At 64.1% G+C, this 17,953-nt stretch carries 19 protein-coding genes and 1 pseudogene; 12 read left to right on the top strand and 8 right to left on the bottom strand.

Translation table 11 applies throughout. The features are described from left to right. The 7 genes and pseudogenes from Q0X85_RS19270 to Q0X85_RS19240 form a co-directional block, all read left to right on the top strand. A pseudogene (locus tag Q0X85_RS19270) lies at positions 1 to 92 on the top strand (gene transfer agent family protein); the annotation flags it as partial. Next, a complete protein-coding gene (locus Q0X85_RS19265; RefSeq protein ID WP_297774715.1) occupies positions 89 to 295 on the top strand; it encodes a rcc01693 family protein in 207 nt (68 codons plus the stop codon). The pseudogene Q0X85_RS19270 and the gene Q0X85_RS19265, both read left to right, overlap by 4 nt. Then, complete coding sequence (locus Q0X85_RS19260) at positions 288 to 947, top strand: phage tail tape measure protein (RefSeq protein ID WP_297774713.1); 660 nt, start codon at positions 288 to 290, stop codon at positions 945 to 947. Before Q0X85_RS19265 ends, Q0X85_RS19260 begins: the two co-directional genes overlap by 8 nt. 13 nt (positions 948 to 960) lie before the next feature. Continuing rightward, entirely contained in the window at positions 961 to 1,593 is a 633-nt protein-coding gene (locus Q0X85_RS19255; RefSeq protein WP_297774711.1) for a DUF2460 domain-containing protein, read from the top strand. Then, the gene (locus Q0X85_RS19250) at positions 1,590 to 2,465 is read left to right on the top strand and encodes a DUF2163 domain-containing protein (RefSeq protein ID WP_297774710.1); all 876 of its coding nucleotides are present in this window, start codon (positions 1,590 to 1,592) and stop codon (positions 2,463 to 2,465) included. Before Q0X85_RS19255 ends, Q0X85_RS19250 begins: the two co-directional genes overlap by 4 nt. After that, entirely contained in the window at positions 2,462 to 2,905 is a 444-nt protein-coding gene (locus Q0X85_RS19245) for an NlpC/P60 family protein (RefSeq protein ID WP_297774709.1), read from the top strand. Before Q0X85_RS19250 ends, Q0X85_RS19245 begins: the two co-directional genes overlap by 4 nt. A gap of 3 nt (positions 2,906 to 2,908) precedes the next feature. Continuing rightward, complete coding sequence (locus tag Q0X85_RS19240; RefSeq protein ID WP_297774708.1) at positions 2,909 to 6,910, top strand: glycoside hydrolase/phage tail family protein; 4,002 nt, start codon at positions 2,909 to 2,911, stop codon at positions 6,908 to 6,910. Between the two features lie 70 nt (positions 6,911 to 6,980). Here Q0X85_RS19240 and Q0X85_RS19235 read toward each other — a convergent pair whose 3' ends face one another. Next, a complete protein-coding gene (locus Q0X85_RS19235; RefSeq protein ID WP_297774707.1) occupies positions 6,981 to 7,145 on the bottom strand; it encodes a hypothetical protein in 165 nt (54 codons plus the stop codon). 137 nt (positions 7,146 to 7,282) lie between these two features. Then, the gene (locus tag Q0X85_RS19230; protein WP_297774706.1) at positions 7,283 to 8,206 is read right to left on the bottom strand and encodes a LysR substrate-binding domain-containing protein; all 924 of its coding nucleotides are present in this window, start codon (positions 8,204 to 8,206) and stop codon (positions 7,283 to 7,285) included. A 107-nt stretch (positions 8,207 to 8,313) separates the two neighbouring features. On the opposite strand from Q0X85_RS19230, the gene Q0X85_RS19225 reads away from it, so the two are divergent. Further along, complete coding sequence (locus Q0X85_RS19225; RefSeq protein WP_297774705.1) at positions 8,314 to 8,739, top strand: cupin domain-containing protein; 426 nt, start codon at positions 8,314 to 8,316, stop codon at positions 8,737 to 8,739. A gap of 9 nt (positions 8,740 to 8,748) precedes the next feature. Here the strand turns inward: Q0X85_RS19225 and purB are convergent, their stop codons facing one another. Then, positions 8,749 to 10,059 (bottom strand): adenylosuccinate lyase, encoded by a 1,311-nt coding sequence (gene purB / locus Q0X85_RS19220; RefSeq protein WP_297774704.1) that lies wholly within the window; start codon positions 10,057 to 10,059, stop codon positions 8,749 to 8,751. A gap of 90 nt (positions 10,060 to 10,149) precedes the next feature. Here purB and Q0X85_RS19215 point away from each other — a divergent pair, with 90 nt between their 5' ends. Together Q0X85_RS19215 and Q0X85_RS19210 are read left to right on the top strand one after the other, a co-directional pair. Next, the gene (locus tag Q0X85_RS19215; protein WP_297774702.1) at positions 10,150 to 10,557 is read left to right on the top strand and encodes a DUF6314 family protein; all 408 of its coding nucleotides are present in this window, start codon (positions 10,150 to 10,152) and stop codon (positions 10,555 to 10,557) included. After that, positions 10,554 to 11,276: a DUF3445 domain-containing protein gene (locus Q0X85_RS19210; protein WP_297774701.1), complete on the top strand. Its 723-nt coding sequence runs from the start codon at positions 10,554 to 10,556 to the stop codon at positions 11,274 to 11,276. The genes Q0X85_RS19215 and Q0X85_RS19210 overlap by 4 nt, the downstream gene beginning before the upstream one ends. 101 nt (positions 11,277 to 11,377) lie before the next feature. Here the strand turns inward: Q0X85_RS19210 and Q0X85_RS19205 are convergent, their stop codons facing one another. The 5 genes from Q0X85_RS19205 to mdoH form a co-directional block, all read right to left on the bottom strand. Beyond that, positions 11,378 to 12,046, bottom strand: coding sequence for a hypothetical protein (locus Q0X85_RS19205; protein ID WP_297774700.1), 669 nt, complete (start codon positions 12,044 to 12,046; stop codon positions 11,378 to 11,380). Between the two features lie 97 nt (positions 12,047 to 12,143). After that, on the bottom strand, positions 12,144 to 12,962 hold the full coding sequence (locus tag Q0X85_RS19200) for a lytic murein transglycosylase (RefSeq protein ID WP_297774698.1): 819 nt from the start codon (positions 12,960 to 12,962) through the stop codon (positions 12,144 to 12,146). 90 nt (positions 12,963 to 13,052) lie between these two features. Next, positions 13,053 to 13,931, bottom strand: coding sequence for a hypothetical protein (locus Q0X85_RS19195; RefSeq protein ID WP_297774697.1), 879 nt, complete (start codon positions 13,929 to 13,931; stop codon positions 13,053 to 13,055). Positions 13,932 to 14,186: 255 nt separating this feature from the next. Beyond that, on the bottom strand, positions 14,187 to 14,777 hold the full coding sequence (locus Q0X85_RS19190; protein WP_297774695.1) for a YceI family protein: 591 nt from the start codon (positions 14,775 to 14,777) through the stop codon (positions 14,187 to 14,189). 15 nt (positions 14,778 to 14,792) lie between these two features. Then, entirely contained in the window at positions 14,793 to 16,592 is a 1,800-nt protein-coding gene (gene mdoH / locus Q0X85_RS19185; protein ID WP_297774694.1) for a glucans biosynthesis glucosyltransferase MdoH, read from the bottom strand. A 165-nt stretch (positions 16,593 to 16,757) separates the two neighbouring features. Here mdoH and Q0X85_RS19180 point away from each other — a divergent pair, with 165 nt between their 5' ends. Together Q0X85_RS19180 and Q0X85_RS19175 are read left to right on the top strand one after the other, a co-directional pair. Next, positions 16,758 to 17,153: a 6-carboxytetrahydropterin synthase gene (locus Q0X85_RS19180; protein ID WP_297774692.1), complete on the top strand. Its 396-nt coding sequence runs from the start codon at positions 16,758 to 16,760 to the stop codon at positions 17,151 to 17,153. Position 17,154: 1 nt separating this feature from the next. Next, positions 17,155 to 17,934 carry a class I SAM-dependent methyltransferase gene (locus Q0X85_RS19175; RefSeq protein WP_297774691.1) on the top strand — a complete coding sequence of 260 codons (780 nt, stop codon included), beginning with the start codon at positions 17,155 to 17,157 and terminating at the stop codon, positions 17,932 to 17,934. Positions 17,935 to 17,953: the final 19 nt, after the last annotated feature.

Here is a 17,953-nt window from a genome sequence, read left to right as displayed (position 1 = left end):
GTGCCGAGATCGAGGGCGGGCCGCTGGCGGCGGCGCGGGCGGCGGCGGAGTTGCTGGCGCGGGCCTTTGCCCTGCCCGAGGCGGGCGGATGAGGGACCGGTTCGACTGGCCTGCGCTGATGCGGGCGGGGATGCAGGGGCTTGGCCTGCGCCCGGCGGAGTTCTGGGCGCTGACGCCGGTGGAATTGCGCCTGATGCTGGGCGAGCGCGCGGGCGTGGCCCCGATGGCGCGGGACGGGCTGGAGGCGCTGCTCAGCGCCTTTCCCGATGAGCAAGGAGAGATGAGCGATGGATGAGCTGGAGCGCGCCGACGATCTGGAGGCGCAGATCACCGCACTCGACGATGCCCTGGGGCAGGCGACAGGCATGGCGGCGGCGTTCAACGCGGAACTGGGCCGGGTTCGGGGCGGTTTTGCGAGCGCGGGCCAAGATGTGCAGACGCTCGACCGAGGGCTGAGCCGGGGCCTGCGCTCGGCGCTGCGTGGCGCTGTCGTAGAGGGGGACGGCCTGTCCGACAGCCTGCGCAGGCTGGCGACGATCATGGTCAACACCGCCTTCAACGACGCGACGCGCCCGGTGACCGATCAGTTGGGCGGGCTGATCGCGCAAGGTGTGGGGGGCCTCGTGCAGGGATTCTTTCCGTTCGCCAAGGGGGCGAGTTTTTCACAGGGCCGTGTGCAGCCGTTTGCCAATGGCGGGGTCGTGAGCGGGCCGGTGACGTTTCCGATGCGCGGTGGCACCGGGCTGATGGGCGAGGCGGGGCCGGAGGCGATCATGCCGCTGAGCCGTGGCCCGGACGGGCGGCTTGGGGTGCGCGCGCAGGGCGGTGGCAGTGTCAGCGTGGTGATGAATATCCAGACGCCGGATGTGGACGGGTTTCGCCGCAGCCAGGGGCAGATCGCGGCGCAACTGGGCCGCGTGATCGGGCGCGGCGGACGCAATCGCTGAAAGGGAGCGGGACATGGGATTTCACGAGGTCAGATTTCCGGCGAGCCTGAGTTTCGGCTCGCTTGGCGGACCGGAGCGGTTGACGGATATCGTCACGCTCGCCAACGGGTTCGAGGAGCGCAACACGCCGTGGGCACAGGCGCGCAGGCGCTATGATGCGGGGGTTGCGCTGCGCTCGCTCGACGATGTCGAGGCGCTGATCGCGTTTTTCGAGGCGCGGCGCGGGCAGTTGTTCGGGTTTCGATGGAAGGACTGGACCGATTTCAAATCGGGGAAGGCCAAGGCCACGCCGGATTACCGCGATCAGGAGATCGGGTTCGGCGATGATGCATCGGTGGCGTTTCAGCTGGTCAAGACCTATCGCTCGGGCGATCAGGTGGCGGTGCGGCCCATCGTCAAGCCGGTGCGGGGCAGCGTACGTATGGGGCTGGCCAATGTCGAGATGCGCGAGGGCGTGCATTACGAGGTGGATACGGCCACCGGCATCGTCACGTTTTCCGAGCCGCCAAATCGCGATGTTCCGATCACTGCGGGTTATGAGTTCGACGTGCCCGTGCGGTTCGATACCGACCGCATCCAGACCAGCCTTGCCAGTTTTCAGGCCGGTGAAGTGCCCAATGTGCCGGTGGTGGAGATCCGGGTATGAGCGGGCTGTTGGCGCATCTGGGCACCGGGGTGACGACAACCTGCCGCTGTTGGGCGCTGACCCGGCGCGACGGGGTGGTGATGGGGTTCACCGATCACGACCGGGCGTTGGAGTTTGAAGGCGTGCGGTTTCGTCCCGATACCGGGTTGAGTGCGCTCGCCCTGCAGCAGACGACGGGGTTGTCGGTGGACAATACCGAGGCGCTGGGCGCGTTGAGCGACGCGGCCATTCGCGAGGCGGATATCGAAGCCGGGCGCTATGACGGGGCGGAGTTGCGCGCCTGGCTGGTGAATTGGCAGGACGTGACGGCGCGGGCGCTGATCTTTCGCGGCACGATTGGCGAGTTGCGGCGCGCGGGCGGGGCCTTCGAGGCGGAATTGCGCGGGTTGACGGATGCGCTCAACGTGCCTTTGGGCCGGGTCTATCAGAAGAGTTGCAGCGCGGTTTTGGGGGATCGCGATTGCGCTTTTGACCTCGATACGCCGGGGTATGTTGAGGAGCGCCCCGCCGAGGTCGTCGAGGAGAACCGCGTGTTTCGTTTTGGCGAGATGGGCGGGTTTTCGGGTGACTGGTTTCGGCATGGGGTGATCCGGGTGTTGAGCGGTGCCGCCACCGGGCTGATCGGGTTGATCAAGCGTGACCGTATGGAGGGCGCCGACCGGGTGATCGAGCTATGGCATCCCCTGGGCGCGACGGTCGTGCAGGGTGACGCGCTGCGGATCGAGGCGGGCTGTGACAAGCGCATGGAGACCTGTCAGTTCAAGTTCGACAACCTGCTGAATTTTCAGGGCTTCCCGGATATTCCCGGCGATGACTGGACGATCACAGATCCCACCAAGAGCCCGGCACTGGATGGCGGGAGCCGCCGATGAGCGGTCAGGGGGCGCGGATCGTGGCGGTGGCGCGGCGCTGGATCGGCACGCCTTACCGTCATCAGGCGGCCTGTCGCGGGGCGGGTTGCGATTGTCTGGGGCTGGTGCGGGGGGTCTGGCGCGAGGTGCGGGGCGCCGAGCCCGAGCGCCCGCCCGCCTATTCGATGGACTGGGCCGAGCCCGCGCGGCAGGAGGCGTTGTGGCAGGCCGCTGCGCGGCATCTGCGGGCCAAGGTGTTGAGCGACGAGGCGGCGGGCGACGTGCTCCTTTTTCGCATGCGCGAGGGCGGTATCGCCAAGCATCTGGGCATCATGGCCGAGACCGGCGCGCGGGCCACGTTCATCCATGCCTATTCGGGGCATGGCGTGGTCGAGACCGCGCTGAGCGCGCCCTGGCGGCGGCGCATCGTGGCGCGATTTCAATTTCCCGAGGAGGGCTGAGCCATGGCAACCATTCTGTTATCCGCCGCAGGAGCGGCGATTGGCGGGGCCGTGGGCGGCTCTGTTCTGGGACTGTCGTCGGTGGCGATCGGGCGGTTTGCGGGGGCCGTCATCGGGCGGTCGATCGATCAGCGGCTGCTGGGGCAGGGCTCGGAGGTGGTCGAGACCGGGCGCGTCAGCCGGTTGCGCCTGACCGGCGCGGGCGAGGGCGATGCGATCAGCCAAGTTTACGGGCGCATGCGCGTGGGGGGACAGGTGATCTGGGCGACCGAGTTTCGCGAGAATGTCACCGTGACGCAAGGCAACCGGGGCGGCGGCAAGGGCAGCCCGCGCCCCGCCACGCCCGACACGCGACAGATCAGCTATTCGGTGAGCGTCGCCCTCGCGCTCTGCGAGGGGGAGATCAGCCGCGTGGCGCGGGTCTGGGCGGATGGAACCGAGGTGTCGTTTTCGGGGCTGAACATGCGGGCCTATCATGGCACGCGCGACCAACTGCCCGACCCCAAGATCGAGGCGGTGGAGGGGCCGGGCAACGTGCCCGCCTATCGCGGCACCGCCTATGTGGTGATCGAGGACCTGGATATCTCGCAATTCGGCAACCGCGTCCCGCAGTTCAGTTTCGAGGTGTGCCGCCCGTCGCAGGCCGAGACGCCGGGCGCGGACCTTGACCCGGTGCGTGTGGTGCGCGGCGTGGCGCTGCTGCCCGGGAGCGGGGAGTATGTGTTGGCGACCACCCCGGTCACGATGGATTTCGGGTTCGGGTCGTCGGGGATCGCCAATGTGAACACGCCCTCGGGGCAGCCCGATTTCGTGACCGCCCTCGAAGGGCTGACCGGGGAGTTGCCCTCCTGTCATGCGGCCTCGCTGGTGGTGAGTTGGTTCGGGGAGGATCTGCGCTGTGGCGCGTGTCGGATTCGCCCGCGTGTGGAGCAAAAGCAGTTCGACGCCTCTAACATGCCGTGGGAGGTGTCGGGGCTGCGTCGCGCAGAGGCGGGTGAGGTGCCGAAAAATAGCGACGGTCGCGAGGTCTATGGCGGCACGCCGACCGATCAGGCGGTGATCGAGGCCATTCTCGCCTTGCAGCAGGCCGGGCAGGAGGTGCTTTACTACCCGTTCATCCTGATGGAGCAGATGCCGGGCAACGGGTTGCCCGATCCGTGGAGCGATGCAGGCGATCAGCCGGTGCTGCCCTGGCGCGGGCGGATCAGCACCTCCAAGGCACCGGGGCAGGCGGGCAGCCCGGATCAGAGTGCGGCGGCGGAGGCCGAGGTCGCGGCGTTTTTCGGGACCGCGCGGGCGGCGGATTTTACCGTGACGCCGATTGCGGCGCAGCCGGTGGAACAGGCGGGCACCGGGGTGCTCGACCTGCTGAGCTTTGGCGGGGCGGTAAAGCGTAGCCCGGTGGCGTATCACGGGCCGGAGGAATGGTCCTACCGGCGGTTCATCCTGCATCAGGCGGCGCTCTGTGCCGCCGTTGGCGGGGTCGAGAGCTTTTGCATCGGCTCGGAAATGCGCGGCCTGACGCAGATCCGCGGGGCAGATAACAGCTTTCCCGCCGTGGCGCAGTTGGTCGATCTTGCCGCCGAGGTACGCGCGCTGCTGGGGCCGCAGGTGAAGATCAGTTATGCCGCCGACTGGTCGGAATATTTCGGCTATCAGCCCGGCGGTGGCGACCGGTTCTTTCATCTTGATCCGCTGTGGGCGGACGAGAACATCGATTTTATCGGGATCGACAATTACATGCCGCTGAGCGACTGGCGCGAGGGGTATGACCATCTTGACGCGCAGGACTGGCCGTCGATCCATGATCTTGGCTACCTGCAGTCGAATATCGAGGGGGGTGAGGGCTATGACTGGTTCTATCCCAGCCCCGAGGCGCGGGCTGCGCAGCGCCGCGTGCCGATCACCGACGTGGCCTATGATGAGCCGTGGATCTGGCGGTTCAAGGACCTGCGGGGCTGGTGGGAGAACCGGCATTTTGACCGGGTGAGCGGTGCGCGCAGTCCGGAGCCGACCGCATGGGTCCCGCAATCCAAGCCGATCCGCTTTACCGAATATGGCTGCGGGGCGGTGGACAAGGGCACCAATCAGCCCAACAAGTTTCTCGATCCGAAATCGTCGGAGTCGCGCCTGCCGCGCCATTCGACGGGGCAGCGGGATGAGCTGATCCAATTGCAATATCTGCGGGCGATGGCGGGGTATTGGGGCGATCTCGCGCATAACCCCCTGTCGGAGGAGTTCGACGGGCGGATGATCGACATGGGTCACGCCTATGTCTGGGCCTGGGACGCGCGGCCCTATCCCTATTTTCCCGCCAATCTCGACCTGTGGTCGGATGGCGAGAACTATGCGCGGGGGCATTGGATCTCTGGCCGGGTGAGCGGGCGCAGGCTGGCCGATGTGATCGCGGAGATCACCGGGCGCGCGGGGCTGGATGCGCCCGAGACCGGGGCGGCCCCCGCCTTTGTGCGGGGCTACCTGGTCGATCAGGTGAGCGACGCGCGGTCGGCGCTGCAACCGCTGATGCTGGCGCATGGGGTGGATGCGATCGAGCGGGGCGGCGTGCTGCAGTTTCGCCGCCGCGACGGGCGGGCGGATCAGGTGGCCGATCTGGCGCGCGTGGTGCGCGACGCGGAACTGGGCGGCGTGATCGAGGAGACGCGGGGCAGCGATCTGGAACTTGCGGGCCGGGTGCGGCTGCGGTTTCTGGAGGCAGATGCGGACTTCGAGGCGATTTCGGAAGAGGCCATATTGCCCGATGAGGCGACCCACGCGGTGGCGATGTCCGAGATGCCGCTGGCGCTGACGCGGGCCGAGGGGCGGCAGGTGGTCGAGCGCTGGCTGTCGGAGGCGCGGGTGTCGGTGGACACATTGCGCCTGACGCTTCCGCCGTCGCAGCTGGCGACCGGCGCGGGGGATGTGATCGAACTGCCCGAGGCCGAGGGCGGCGCGCGGTTCCGCATCGACCGGGTGGAGCAGATGGGCACGGCGCAGCGCGTCGATGCGGTGCGGATCGAGCCCGAGAGCTTCCGCCCCATCCTGATCGAGGACGCTCCGGCCCGCTTGCGCCCGTTCAGCGCGCCGGGGCCGGTGACTCCGCTGTTCCTCGACCTGCCGCTGCTGACCGGCGACGAGGTGCCGCATGCGCCGCATATCGCCATCACCGCCGACCCCTGGCCCGGCACGGCGGCGGTCTATTCCTCGGACGAGGATGCCGATTACCGGCTGAACACGCTGATCGCGGCGCGCAGCACGGTGGGGCTGACCGAGACGCCGCTTTTCCCGGCACGCAGCGGGCTGGTGGACCGGGGCGAGGGGCTGTTCGTGCGGATGCGCCACGGCACGCTGGAGAGCGTGAGCGAGGCGGCGTTGCTGAACGGGGCCAATCTGTGTGCCATCGGGGATGGCACGCCGGGGGGATGGGAGCTGTTCCAGTTCCGCGATGCCGAGTTGGTTGCGCCCGAGACCTATATCCTGCGGCACCGGTTGCGCGGGCAGTTGGGGACCGAAGGGGCCGGGGCATGGACGGTGGGCTCGATCCTCGTGCGGCTGGATGGCGTGCCGCAGCAGATCGAGCTCAACGAGGCGCAGCGCGGGCAGGCGCGGCATTACCGGATCGGGCCGGGTGGGCGCCCGGTAGATGATCCGAGTTTCAGCCATGCGGTCATCGCCTTTGACGGGGTGGGCCTGCGGCCCTATGCGCCGGTGCATTTGCGGCTGGTCGAGGCGGGCGGTGATATGCGTATCACCTGGATCCGGCGGACGCGCATCGGCGGCGACCGGTGGGACACGCCCGAGGTGCCGCTTGGCGAGGAAAGCGAGCGGTATCTCTTGCGGGTGATGCGCGGCGAGCAGGTCTTGCGAGAGGTGACTTTGGATCGTTCGGAATGGGTCTATCCGGCGTCTGCGCGCGTGGCGGACGGGCCGGATGCGGGCAAGCGCATTGAACTGGCGCAGGTGTCTGCCAGTTTTGGGCCGGGTACATTCGCGGTACGCGCTCTGTGAGGCGAGCGGGGTACTTGAGTATTTGCAGAACGGTGAAGCCGGGGCGGGCGCGTTCCCGCCCATTTGCACATCAGCTCGATGTCACAGGCTGGCAGCTGTTGGTGGCGCTATCCCAGCTTGTGCCGTCGACGCAGGACATCGCTTGTTTGTCTTTACCGTAATTGCACCCCGCCGCGAGCGCGAAGGAGGGGAGCGCCACGAGGGCGAGGGCGGCAAGTCCGAATTTCAACGTCATGATATGTCTCCCTGTTGCACAGGGCGCGAGCATATCACGATTCCCCGAAAACCCGGCCAAATATCGTGTCCACATGCTTGGTGTGATAACCCAAGTCGAATTTTTCATCACTCTTGGTGGCGCAGGAGACGACGGCGCTATTGCGCGACGCGCAGCGCGGGTGCCTCTGGCAGGGTGTTATGTAGCATCTGCTCGAACACCCAGTCCCGGAATGCTGCGATGCGCGCGTCTTCGACGCGTTCGGTCAGATAAGCAACTGAATAGATCGTCCGCGTAGGCGATTCCAGATCAAAAGGTGCGACCAGCGTGCCACGCTCAAGTGTTTCACCGATCATCGCGACATAGCCGAGCGTCATGCCCAGATCGCTTTCCGCAGCGGTCATGCCCAGTTCGCAATGGGCGAATTCCGGCCCACCGGAAGGGCAGGCGTCCCCGGCACCGACGAGTGAGAACCATTCCTTCCACCCGTCGCCGACCTGGTCGCGTATGAGCGTCTTTGACAAGAGCGCGCGGGGGGTGGTCAGGTCGGGGTTCTGCGCGAGATAGCGCGGCGAGCACAACGGCGTGCGGGTGGAGCTCATGAAGGGCTTTACCTCGACGCCGGGAACCGGGTCGTCGCCCCAGTGGATGACAACGTCGCGCTTGCCATCGTGAAAATCGGTGGGCGGCACCCCGGTTTCGATCCGCACGGCGATCTTGGGGTAACGCGCGAGGAAATCGGACAGCCGTGGGATGAGCCAGCGCTTGGTGAAGCCTTCGGTCGCCTTGACCCGTAGGGGCCCGGCGCAGGCATTGCCTGCGATAAGGCGCGTTGAGGCATCAAGTTCGTCGAGAAGGGGCCCCACGCGCGCGAGATAAAGCCGGCCGTCCTCGTTGAGCGTAACCTGGCGTATACTCCGCCAAAAAAGGGGCCGCTCGAGAAATGTTTCGAGCGTGCGGATTTGATGGCTGATCGCAGAGGCGGTGACACAAAGCTCCGCTGCGGCAGCGCGGAACGATCCGAGCCGGGCGGCGGCCTCGAATGCGCGCAGGGCGGGGAAGGGCGGCAGCTTGCGTTTCATCGCGTATGAATCCCTTTCACCCGTTGGCAAATTCGTTTCAGTTGTCGAAATCCATGCCGCAATACTACGCTAAAAGCCGCAAGTTACAAAATCCGGGAGGCATCAGGATGAAACGGACGTTCGGACAACACGGAATGGTTGCGCTGGCGGGTGTGATAGGCGTCGCCGCCGGGATAGCCCTGGCGGCCGCCAAGGGCCCGACTGAGCACAAGGGCCTGTCGGTCGAGGCGCTGGGCAAACTGGAGGCCGGCATGATCGAACGGCAAGCAGGGCTGGAGGGTTACATGATGCAGCTGCGCGCGATCACCATTGAGCCCGGTGGGCAGATCGCACAGCATGATCACGCAAACCGCCCCGGGCTGGTCAAGGTGATCTCGGGTGAGTGGGTCGAGGGTCGACCCGAGGGCGAAGTCACCTACAGCGCGGAGGGAAAGGACGGCATCCGCGAGGATGCGGAGACCGACCACTGGTTCTACAACCGCGGCGACACCCCTGCGACGGCGATCGTCTGCGACCTCAACCCTGCAGGTTGATCCGTGCGCCTACGCGGCGGTCCCGAAAACCCGTGCGAAAATCGTGTCCACATGCTTGGTGTGATAACCCAAGTCGAATTTTTCATCAATTTCCGCCGGGCTGAGCGCCGCTGTGACTTCCGCGTCATTCAGCAGTTCGGTCTTGAAGTCGCAGCCCGTCTCCCAGACCTTGAGCGCGTTGCGTTGCACGAGGCGATAGGCGTCCTCGCGGCTGACACCGGCCTGCGTCAGCGCCAGAAGTACCCGCTGCGACATCACGAGGCCGGGGAATTTGTTCATGTTGGCCAGCATGTTGTCGGGGTAGACGATCAGTTTGTCGATGACACCTGTCAACCGCGCGAGGGCGAAATCGAGTGTGATCGTGGCATCGGGGCCGATATTGCGCTCGACCGAGGAATGCGAGATGTCGCGCTCGTGCCAGAGGGCCACGTTTTCCATCGCGGGCACCACCGTCATGCGCACGAGGCGGGCAAGACCCGTCAGGTTCTCGGTCAGCACCGGGTTCTTCTTGTGCGGCATGGCCGAAGAGCCCTTTTGCCCCATCGAGAAGAACTCGGCCGCCTCCAGCACCTCGGTGCGCTGCATGTGACGGATCTCGATGGCGACGTTCTCGACCGAGGATGCGACGACGCCGAGAGTGGCAAAGAAAGCCGCGTGCCGGTCGCGCGGGATGACCTGCGTGCTGATCGGTTCGGGCGCGAGGCCAAGCTGCGCGCAGACATGTTCCTCGACGCGCGGGTCGACATTGGCGAATGTGCCGACCGCGCCGGAGATGGCCCCGGTGGCGATCTCGTCGCGCGCTGTGCGCAGGCGGGTGAGGTTGCGATCCATCTCGGCGTAGAAGCGCGCGAAGGTCAGCCCCATCGTGGTCGGCTCGGCATGGATGCCGTGGCTGCGCCCGATGCGGATCGTGTCCTTGTGCTCGAACGCGCGGCGTTTCAATGCCGCCAGAAGCCCCTCCATATCCGCGATCAGGATATCGGCGGCGCGGGTCAGCTGAATGTTGAAACAGGTGTCGAGCACGTCCGAGGAGGTCATGCCCTGATGCACGAACCGGGCCTCGTCGCTGCCCACATGTTCGGCCAGATGGGTGAGGAAGGCGATCACGTCATGCCTGGTCTCGGCCTCGATCTCGTCGATGCGGGCGACATCGAACTCCACGTCCCTGGCTGTCCAGACGGCATCGGCATTCGCGCGCGGGATCACGCCCAGATTGGCCATGGCGTCACAGGCATGCGCTTCGATCTCGTACCAGATGCGGAATTTGGTGGCGGGCTCCCAGATGGCGACCATATCGGGGCGGGAATAGCGGGGAATCATCGGCGGTCCTTGCAGATTGGTATGGAAAGCGGTTGAGCGCGCTTGTAGTGGCTAAGCGACAGCACGGCAAGGCGGGGGCAAGGGCGGCGCATGCGGCCAAGACGATTACAAGATTTCGAGGGGGCGTGGGCGTTCACGCGCGAGGTGGTCGAGGCGGATGGGCGCAGGGCCACGGTGACGGGCCGCGCGGTCTGGCGGTGCGACGGCGCGGGGCTGGCCTATACCGAGACCGGCGAGATGCGAATCGCGGGCCATGCACCGATGCAGGTGGAGCGGCGGTATTCTTGGGACAGCGATCTGGCGGTGTCCTTCGAGGATGGCCGGTTCTTCCATCATGTTCCCCCCGAGGGGGGAGAGACCGCGCATTGGTGCGACCCGGATCAATATGACGGGGCCTATGATTTTGGCAATTGGCCCGAGTTCACCGTGACATGGCGGGTGCGTGGCCCGCGCAAGGATTACCGCATGGTGACACGCTACAGACCGGAGGGGGAATGACCGAGATATTGCAGAAACGCATGCCCTATGACGTGGAGGCCAAGCGCCCGCTGCCGGGCATCGCGCCGCTTGATATGGCCGACTGGCTCTTGGTGGATGAGGCATTCAGTGCACAAATGGCCGAACGTGCGCGGTTGTTGTCGGAGCGGCGCGACGATGTGCTGGCCGTGACCGAAGGGGCGGGGCCTGCAATGGCCGAGCTTTTGCAATATGTGCTGGACTGGCTGGCAGAGAACGGAGCGGGCTACGTTATTTCCGCAAAGCAGGTGCAGCGCCCCGATGGTGTGGCCGTGCCGATCGACCGCGATGATCCGATGGGCACGCTGGGGCATCTGGTGCAGGAGGATCTCTGCCTGCTGGAAAAGCGCGGCGAGGAACATGTGCTGACGGCGGCTGTACTGTGCTTTCCGGCAAGCTGGCGGCTGGCCGAAAAGATCGGCCGCCCCCTGACCGCAATCCATGTGCCGGTGCCATCCTATGACGACGGCATCGCGCGACGGGTGCAGCGGCTGTTCGACGGGGTGCAGGTCGGCCGCCCGCTCTGGCGCTTCAACGCGCTCAACTATGCCGATGCGGTGCTGCATCAGCCCCGCTCGCGCGTGACCCCGAGTGAGACGGCAGAGCTGCCATATCTGCGGTCCGAACGGCAATGTGTGCTGCGCTTGCCCGAGACGCGGGCCTGCGTGTTTTCCATCCACAGTTACATCTTGGCACGATAGGCGGCCGGGCAGCAGCCTGTGCGCCGCGCGCGACATCTTCATTCAGCGTGTGAAGGTCAGCATCAAGTGCATGTCCTGACCTCCGCTATCAGCGGGCTAACTTAGCCGAACATGAGCGGCTGCGCTTCGCGCAGAGTGGTGTAGGTGAGCAGGGCCGCCCCGATTGGTGGCGCATGCAGAAAGAGCGTCAGGCCGAAGGTGATGATCGTCAGCCGCATGGGCACCGATATCTGCTTTGGCAAGTCGCGTGCATCACTCGCGTCCATCGCGCCCTTGGCCCAATCGTGCGATTTCGCGTCGCGTGCCTTTGCGCGTCCCGCCTGGCGGTCAGACGTGTCTGTTTCTGGAGCGGTTGCGGTGAGCAGCTCGAATGTACGGTCAAGCAAAAGCTCATCGACGGGCTGCGTGGCCGGGCCGAGCAACTTGGCGTCATAGGGCAGGTAGCCGCGTACCCGTTCGATCGCGCGCCGCACCAGCAACTCGTAAGCGCTTTGGTCTAATGCGCGCCGACCTTTCTGCGCCGGTGGTCCGATAGCGATCACGAGGTAATGCGGACGGTTCGGCCGCTCAGGTGGTAGCCAACCGAGCGCGATACGTACCGTTTCGCGGTCGATGATCGCGATATCCTCACCATCCCAGGTCAGACCTCGCACTTGCGTTGCGAACGCGTTCGTGGCGATATCGAATTCCTCGACAATGTCGGGAAATCCGAGGTCCGGAGGGTCGTGATATTCCAGTGCGGCGATCTCGCCGTGGAATTTCTTGCTCATATCATGCCTCAATTGCTACTGGGTCTTGAAAACCGCAACCGTTCGGCACTCATAAATAACGGGGGACGCACTAGTTTGTCCGGTCCGCAAACAGTCGTCAACCGCCGTCGATCTGCGCCGCCATGATGGCTATCGCCTTTTGATAGACGCCGGCGGCATTCCATTGCTGGATGACAGCAAAGTTGGGTTGGCCCTCCTGATAGCCCTGTCCGGGCTGCCAGCCCTTCTGGCGCAGGAAATTCGCAGTCGAAGCCAACGCGTCGGTGATGTTGTAAAAGTCGATCCGTCCATCTCCATTGGCATCGACGCCGTAGCGGAGTGCGTTGCCGGGCAGAAATTGGGTATGTCCCAACTCGCCATGCCGCGCCCCTTTGGTCTGGACGGTGATTGCACCCTGATCGACCAGTTTCAGCGCACCGATCGCATGCGGGCGGAAAAAATCGGACCTGCGGCAATCGAAGGTTAGGGTCACAATGGCCGAAACCACCGAACTGTCCCCCATAAAGCCGCCAAACCCTGTTTCCATGCCATGTATCGCGATCAATACGCCAGCCGGTACGCCATATTGCCGCTCGAGCGCATCGTAGAACGCCGCATCGCGGGCCCGGCGTTTGCGCCCCTGAGCCACAATGGTGGTGGCGCCGCGCACTTGCATGAATTTCTCAAGACTGTACCTGAAGCTCTTCTGGTTGCGATCCGCAGAGATGGTGCGGGTGGCGTATTGCGCGGCGCCGAGGGCCCGGAGCCCGGCCTCGCCAACGCCTTCGGCGGCGGCCTCTTGGGCGAAGGCTGATTTCCAAGCCGAAAACCCATTGGCGGTATTGCTGCAGGGCGCGGCGACGGCACCGGTCGCGGCAAGGCCCAGCCAGAGCCCTAGCGCGAGAGGGCGTATGCGGAATGCGCGCGTGTCAAACATTACAAATCTCCCGAAAAACAATATCCGATCCGAGTGTAACGTGCCTTGCGCCCATCACAAGGGCGATGCGCGTGAAAACCGCTGTAGAGGTCATCCCAACATGCCCTGTACCGTCTCGAGAACCTGCGCTGTCGCACCATGCACCTGTAGTGTGGTGAAAAGACCGGTGAGCGCAGCCGTCTGCGACGCGAGTCGCAGATTCTCACCGCGCAGCAGGTTGAACACAGCGAGACCCGCCGCGACCGGCAATGCAAAGAGCGCGAGCGTGATGGTCATCATCCAGACCGCAAGGCGCAGGGGCGCGGTTTCTTCGCGAACAGCCTCTCCGTCCGCCATGACAGCGGTATCGCCATCTTCGGGCTCTCGGAAGACGGCCCGCAGATCGCGGTTGATGCCGCCGCCCGACTGTACCATCTCATGTCGGCTGCCGAAACGTGCTTGCAAGACCTGATTGGTGGCTTCGATGTCAGGCAAACGGCTGCGTGCAGCCTGTGCGGCCTTTTGCGGTGTGAAATCAGGTTGCGGAATGTCCTCTTCCTCGTCCCTCTCGCGCGGTGTGACCGCCGCCAGAAACTCCGCATGGCTCAACACGGCGAGCGGATGCACCCATTGGACATAGTCCGGAGACAATGATCCATGAAGCACGCGCAAGACGTGAGCCATGATCGAAAGCGTCAGGTGCTCATCCGCTTGTGGCGCGACATCGTTCGAAATCAGCCTCAGAGCCAGGTATTGCGCGGCGGGCGCCTCAAGGGTCGCCACTTTGCGATCCGTCTCGATCTCGAGCGCGACATCGAAACGGTCTGTTTGCAAGGTCGCTGCGCAATCGGACAGAATGCGCAGGCCCGTTGTAGGCTCGTCCAGCCAGTCCAGCGTCTTGCTGATCTGGTTTCCTATCCGGACAATATCAAATGTTCTCGAACCGAGAAATACTAGCCCTGCCGTAACCTTGTGAGTCGATTTGGTCATCGGTGGCTCCACTGTCAGCGTTGAAGTGTCTTGGTTATGACAACCAAAGGTGGAGCGGTTTTGTTTCAATTAAGGATACATTTAGGCAAGGCGCGCAAAATAGTTTCATTAATGCCGAGGCGGCAACTCTGCGTTCATGGGGGCCACAGTGCCAGCATGCCGGTAAAGGTTTCGCCGCCGGACCGTGTGCGAATCGCATGCGACGGGGTCGCGCTCTACAATGGCGGATTGAGACCGTCGTGTCGTCTGTACGCGTCACTCCGCGCGGATCGCCTCAAATTCCAGCATGATGCTGACGGCGTCTCCGACAAATTCGGGCAGCGCATATGTACTCCCGAAATCGCTGCGCATGATTTCGGTCGTGGCCGAGATGCCCAGCGTCTCTTTGCCGTGGCAGCAGGGATAATCGGCCCGCTTGTTGAGGGTCACGTCGAGTGTCACGGGCTGGGTCACGCCCCTGACGGTCAGATCTCCTGTGACGGTGCCGGTGGTCTCGGATGTGGCGGTTGCACCCGTCGCAGCGAAGGTTATGTCGGGATGCGCCTCGGCATCGAGAAAGTCGCCCGAGCGCACGTGGTTGTCGCGCTTTTCGTGATCGGTATCTACGCTTTGGGCCCCGATGGTCGCGCTCACCTCTCCCAATTCCTGCGTCTCGGGATCGTAGACAAAGCTGCCTTCGACGTCGGAGAAACGCCCCAGCACCTTGGCATAGCCTGCATGCATGATGGTGAAAGCGACCACAGTATGCTCGGGGTCGATCGTCCATGTCGCGGGCGCGGCCTGTAGTGGCTGTGCGAGGCTCAGTGCGGTGACGGTGCATAGGGTGGTCAGGCGGTGGCTAGGCATGCTTTTTCTCCCTTGTCAGGCGGTGTTGGCTTGAACGGCGGTTTTGTCCTGTGCAGTTTGGGTTCGATCTTCTGGTATATCAAACAATCCGTGTTGCATCGACCACCGGCTGAGCCTTGGCAATGTCGAAATCACTGCAATCGGAATGGCTCCGGTCAACGACAACAGCACCGGAGCGCCGAATATAAGCGCCCAGGGCACCATGGTAGCCAGCCATAGGGTAAGAGTCAGCCCGGCCAGCGTTTGCGGCCAGAGCACCCGGGCCGCCTCGTCCCAACCGAGCCGCGCACGGCTGCGTTGCTGTGCGTTCCAGCCGATGCGCTGCCCGAACAATAGCCCGATGGCAAAGCGAGTCAGACCCATGGCCACAATCGGGGCGATCAGCATGGAAAAGAAGAGCTCGATCGTGCCGCCAGCGATGACGCGCGGGCGCCCGCCATAGGCGGCGCTGCGCTCGGGAACCGCGAGCACCTGCGCCAGCCCCATGATCTTGGGGCTCAGGCTGAGTGTCATTAGTGTGGCGAAGAGCGCGAGACCCGGCCCCAGAGGCACGGCACTCATTTGATCGACGGTCCCCGCAAGGCCCGCCCCGATCAGGATGAAGGCCATCCACGCGGGCGCGCTGACATACATCAGGATGGCCAGCACAAGCTGAATGCGGCTGACAGGTTTCAGCCCCTTCATTCCCAGCAGGCTGAAATATTGCAGGTTGCCGTTCATCCAGCGCAATTCGCGGCGGATGAAGTCGACGAGGCTCGGCGGGTTTTCTTCAAAGCTCTCGCTTTCCTCGGCCATCACCCGCACCTCGTAGCCCGCGCGCCGGATAAGAACGGCCTCTACCTGATCATGACTGAGGATTGGCCCGGAGAGCGGTCCGCGCCCCGGTAGCACCGGCAACATGCAATGCTCTTTGAATGGAGCGGTGCGGATCAATACGTTATGGCCCCAGTTGGGCCCGCAATCGCCTTGCCACCAGGCGGAGCCAAGCGTGTAGGAGCGCATGCCGTGGCGCATTCCGAACTGGAACGCGCGTGTAAAGAAGCTGCGCGAGGGCAGGCCCGTAACAAGGCTCTGCAACATGCCGACTTCGGGGCTGACTTGCATGACCCGGATCAGGCGACAAACCGTTTCGGCACCCATTTCACTATCGGCATCGAGGGGTAGGAAAAAATCGCTTTCGCCCTCGGGGCTGTGCAGGAACTCGGCGATGTTTCCCGCCTTGAAGCCGCTATTATCGGTCCTGCGACGGTAGTGGATGCGCGCATTCGGGCGGGCGGCACGCCATTGCGCCACGCGGGCCTCTTCCCGTAGTGCGATACCCGCATCATCGGTGTCGCTAAGCACGTGAAATGAGAACCGACCAGCCCAGGGGCTGCGCGCCATTTCGGTCTCCAGCCGTCGTAGCCTCGCGATGGATGCGTCCGGATCTTCGTTGCGCAAAGGCATGATGACGGCAACGCGCGCTGTGATCGGCTCATCTCCGCGTATCCGCACAAGGGCGGGCGTGACATGCGCCGCAGCCTCGGCGCCGTGCCGACGATCCAGGACAAGGCCGATCACACTGTTCCACAGCCCGATGGACAGCCATGGCAGTGTCAGGGCAAATGCCGTGAGCATCGCGCCTTCTGCAATGGTGATCCCCGAGGGAATAAAGAGAGATGTCATGACGGAAAAGAGTGCCAGGACAGTCACAATGTTGAGGACAAGCACAAGCCGCCGCCGCGCGGGTACGCCATAGCGTGACGAGCCGGTGGGCTGCCCCTTCTTTTCCATGGCCTTCAGGCTCGTCACGTTACTGCCTCCCGTGTATTCCACTCAAGGTAGTGTTCAAATGCTCCCTCCAGCAAGTAACCTCTTCCATATGGCGATCCAATGAATTCTCCGTGTGTGCGCGAGGAATTGCCGGTTGTGCGGCGTGGCTTGACCGGCCCCCCTGCCATGATAGCTATCTGGCGTACTTGTCTCTCGAGAGGATACCTCATGTTCGCAGTAGAAGTCCGCGATCACATCATGATTGCCCATTCCCTTCCCTCGCCGGTCTTTGGGCCAGCTCAGGGTGTGCACGGGGCGACCTTCGTGGTCGATGCTGCATTTTATACCGAAGACATCGACGCACACGGGCTGGTGGTGGACATAGGACTGGCGACAGAGGCATTGTCCCGCGCGCTTGATCCGCTCCGGTATGGTAATCTGGACGATAAACCTGAATTTGCCGGCAAGTTCACCACGACCGAATTTCTGTGCCACCACATCTGGAGCGCTCTGCGTGACACAGCCAAGGCGGAAGGGTTGGGCGATCAGAGCCGCCTTCGCCGGATCCGGGTGAAGCTGCACGAGAGCCATGTGGCACGCGGCTGGTACGAGGCTGATATCTGAGATGAGCTTTGCAGCAGACTGGCTTGACCTGCGCGAACCGGCGGATGCGCGTGCGCGCGACCCGGGCATTCTTGCTCACGCTGTTCAGCATGCGGGGCAGGGCCGAGTGTTGCTCGATCTTGGCTGCGGCACCGGGGCAACGGCGCGGGTTTTTGCCGGTGCGGGCGCCACTGGCCTCGATTGGCGCCTTTTCGACAATGATCGCGATCTGCTGGCGGTGGCCGCCCAGCGTCATCCGCAGGCCGAGATATGCCATGGCGATCTTGCAGATATCTCCGCCATCCCATTGGCTGGTGTGCGGATGGTGACAGCATCGGCGCTGCTCGATCTGGTGTCTTATACATGGGTAGAGCAGTTCGTGGCGCGGTTGGCGCACGAGGGAACCGGGCTATACGCGGCGCTTAGTTACGATGGCGCGATGCGATGGGCTCCGTCAGATGAGGCCGACATTCCTGTGACCGAGAGATTCAACGCGCACCAACGTAGCGACAAGGGGCTTGGCCCCGCGTTGGGACCGGATGCGGCGGCATCGACCGTGGATCTGTTGCGCGCCGAAGGATACGAGGTGATCCTCGCGCAGAGCCCATGGCGCCTTGGACCTGGCGAGGCGGCTTTGCATGACAGACTATTGAGCGGCATCGCGAAGGCTGCATGCGAAACCGGTCTATCAGAGGCGCAGGCTTGGGCCGAGCGACGCAAAGCGAAGCTTGGGCACAGTCGCGCAGAGATAGGGCATATCGATCTTTTCGCACAACCGCCGGGTTGGGCGGTCGGAGGGTGACATTTCTTGCAAACCATCT

This window comes from uncultured Roseovarius sp. (assembly GCF_947259555.1).
Classification (GTDB): Bacteria; Pseudomonadota; Alphaproteobacteria; order Rhodobacterales; family Rhodobacteraceae; genus Roseovarius.
This window is presented reverse-complemented; position numbering and strand designations above follow the sequence as displayed.

Excerpts from the sequence above, each read along its gene's own strand:
- Q0X85_RS19265 (WP_297774715.1), top strand. The coding sequence starts at position 89 with ATGAGGGACCGGTTCGACTGGCCTGCGCTGATGCGGGCGGGGATGCAG.
- Q0X85_RS19260 (WP_297774713.1), top strand. The coding sequence starts at position 288 with ATGGATGAGCTGGAGCGCGCCGACGATCTGGAGGCGCAGATCACCGCA.
- Q0X85_RS19255 (WP_297774711.1), top strand. The coding sequence starts at position 961 with ATGGGATTTCACGAGGTCAGATTTCCGGCGAGCCTGAGTTTCGGCTCG.
- Q0X85_RS19250 (WP_297774710.1), top strand. The coding sequence starts at position 1,590 with ATGAGCGGGCTGTTGGCGCATCTGGGCACCGGGGTGACGACAACCTGC.
- Q0X85_RS19245 (WP_297774709.1), top strand. The coding sequence starts at position 2,462 with ATGAGCGGTCAGGGGGCGCGGATCGTGGCGGTGGCGCGGCGCTGGATC.
- Q0X85_RS19240 (WP_297774708.1), top strand. The coding sequence starts at position 2,909 with ATGGCAACCATTCTGTTATCCGCCGCAGGAGCGGCGATTGGCGGGGCC.
- Q0X85_RS19235 (WP_297774707.1), bottom strand. The coding sequence starts at position 7,145 with ATGACGTTGAAATTCGGACTTGCCGCCCTCGCCCTCGTGGCGCTCCCC.
- Q0X85_RS19230 (WP_297774706.1), bottom strand. The coding sequence starts at position 8,206 with ATGAAACGCAAGCTGCCGCCCTTCCCCGCCCTGCGCGCATTCGAGGCC.
- Q0X85_RS19225 (WP_297774705.1), top strand. The coding sequence starts at position 8,314 with ATGAAACGGACGTTCGGACAACACGGAATGGTTGCGCTGGCGGGTGTG.
- purB (WP_297774704.1), bottom strand. The coding sequence starts at position 10,059 with ATGATTCCCCGCTATTCCCGCCCCGATATGGTCGCCATCTGGGAGCCC.
- Q0X85_RS19215 (WP_297774702.1), top strand. The coding sequence starts at position 10,150 with ATGCGGCCAAGACGATTACAAGATTTCGAGGGGGCGTGGGCGTTCACG.
- Q0X85_RS19210 (WP_297774701.1), top strand. The coding sequence starts at position 10,554 with ATGACCGAGATATTGCAGAAACGCATGCCCTATGACGTGGAGGCCAAG.
- Q0X85_RS19205 (WP_297774700.1), bottom strand. The coding sequence starts at position 12,046 with ATGAGCAAGAAATTCCACGGCGAGATCGCCGCACTGGAATATCACGAC.
- Q0X85_RS19200 (WP_297774698.1), bottom strand. The coding sequence starts at position 12,962 with ATGTTTGACACGCGCGCATTCCGCATACGCCCTCTCGCGCTAGGGCTC.
- Q0X85_RS19195 (WP_297774697.1), bottom strand. The coding sequence starts at position 13,931 with ATGACCAAATCGACTCACAAGGTTACGGCAGGGCTAGTATTTCTCGGT.
- Q0X85_RS19190 (WP_297774695.1), bottom strand. The coding sequence starts at position 14,777 with ATGCCTAGCCACCGCCTGACCACCCTATGCACCGTCACCGCACTGAGC.
- Q0X85_RS19180 (WP_297774692.1), top strand. The coding sequence starts at position 16,758 with ATGTTCGCAGTAGAAGTCCGCGATCACATCATGATTGCCCATTCCCTT.
- Q0X85_RS19175 (WP_297774691.1), top strand. The coding sequence starts at position 17,155 with ATGAGCTTTGCAGCAGACTGGCTTGACCTGCGCGAACCGGCGGATGCG.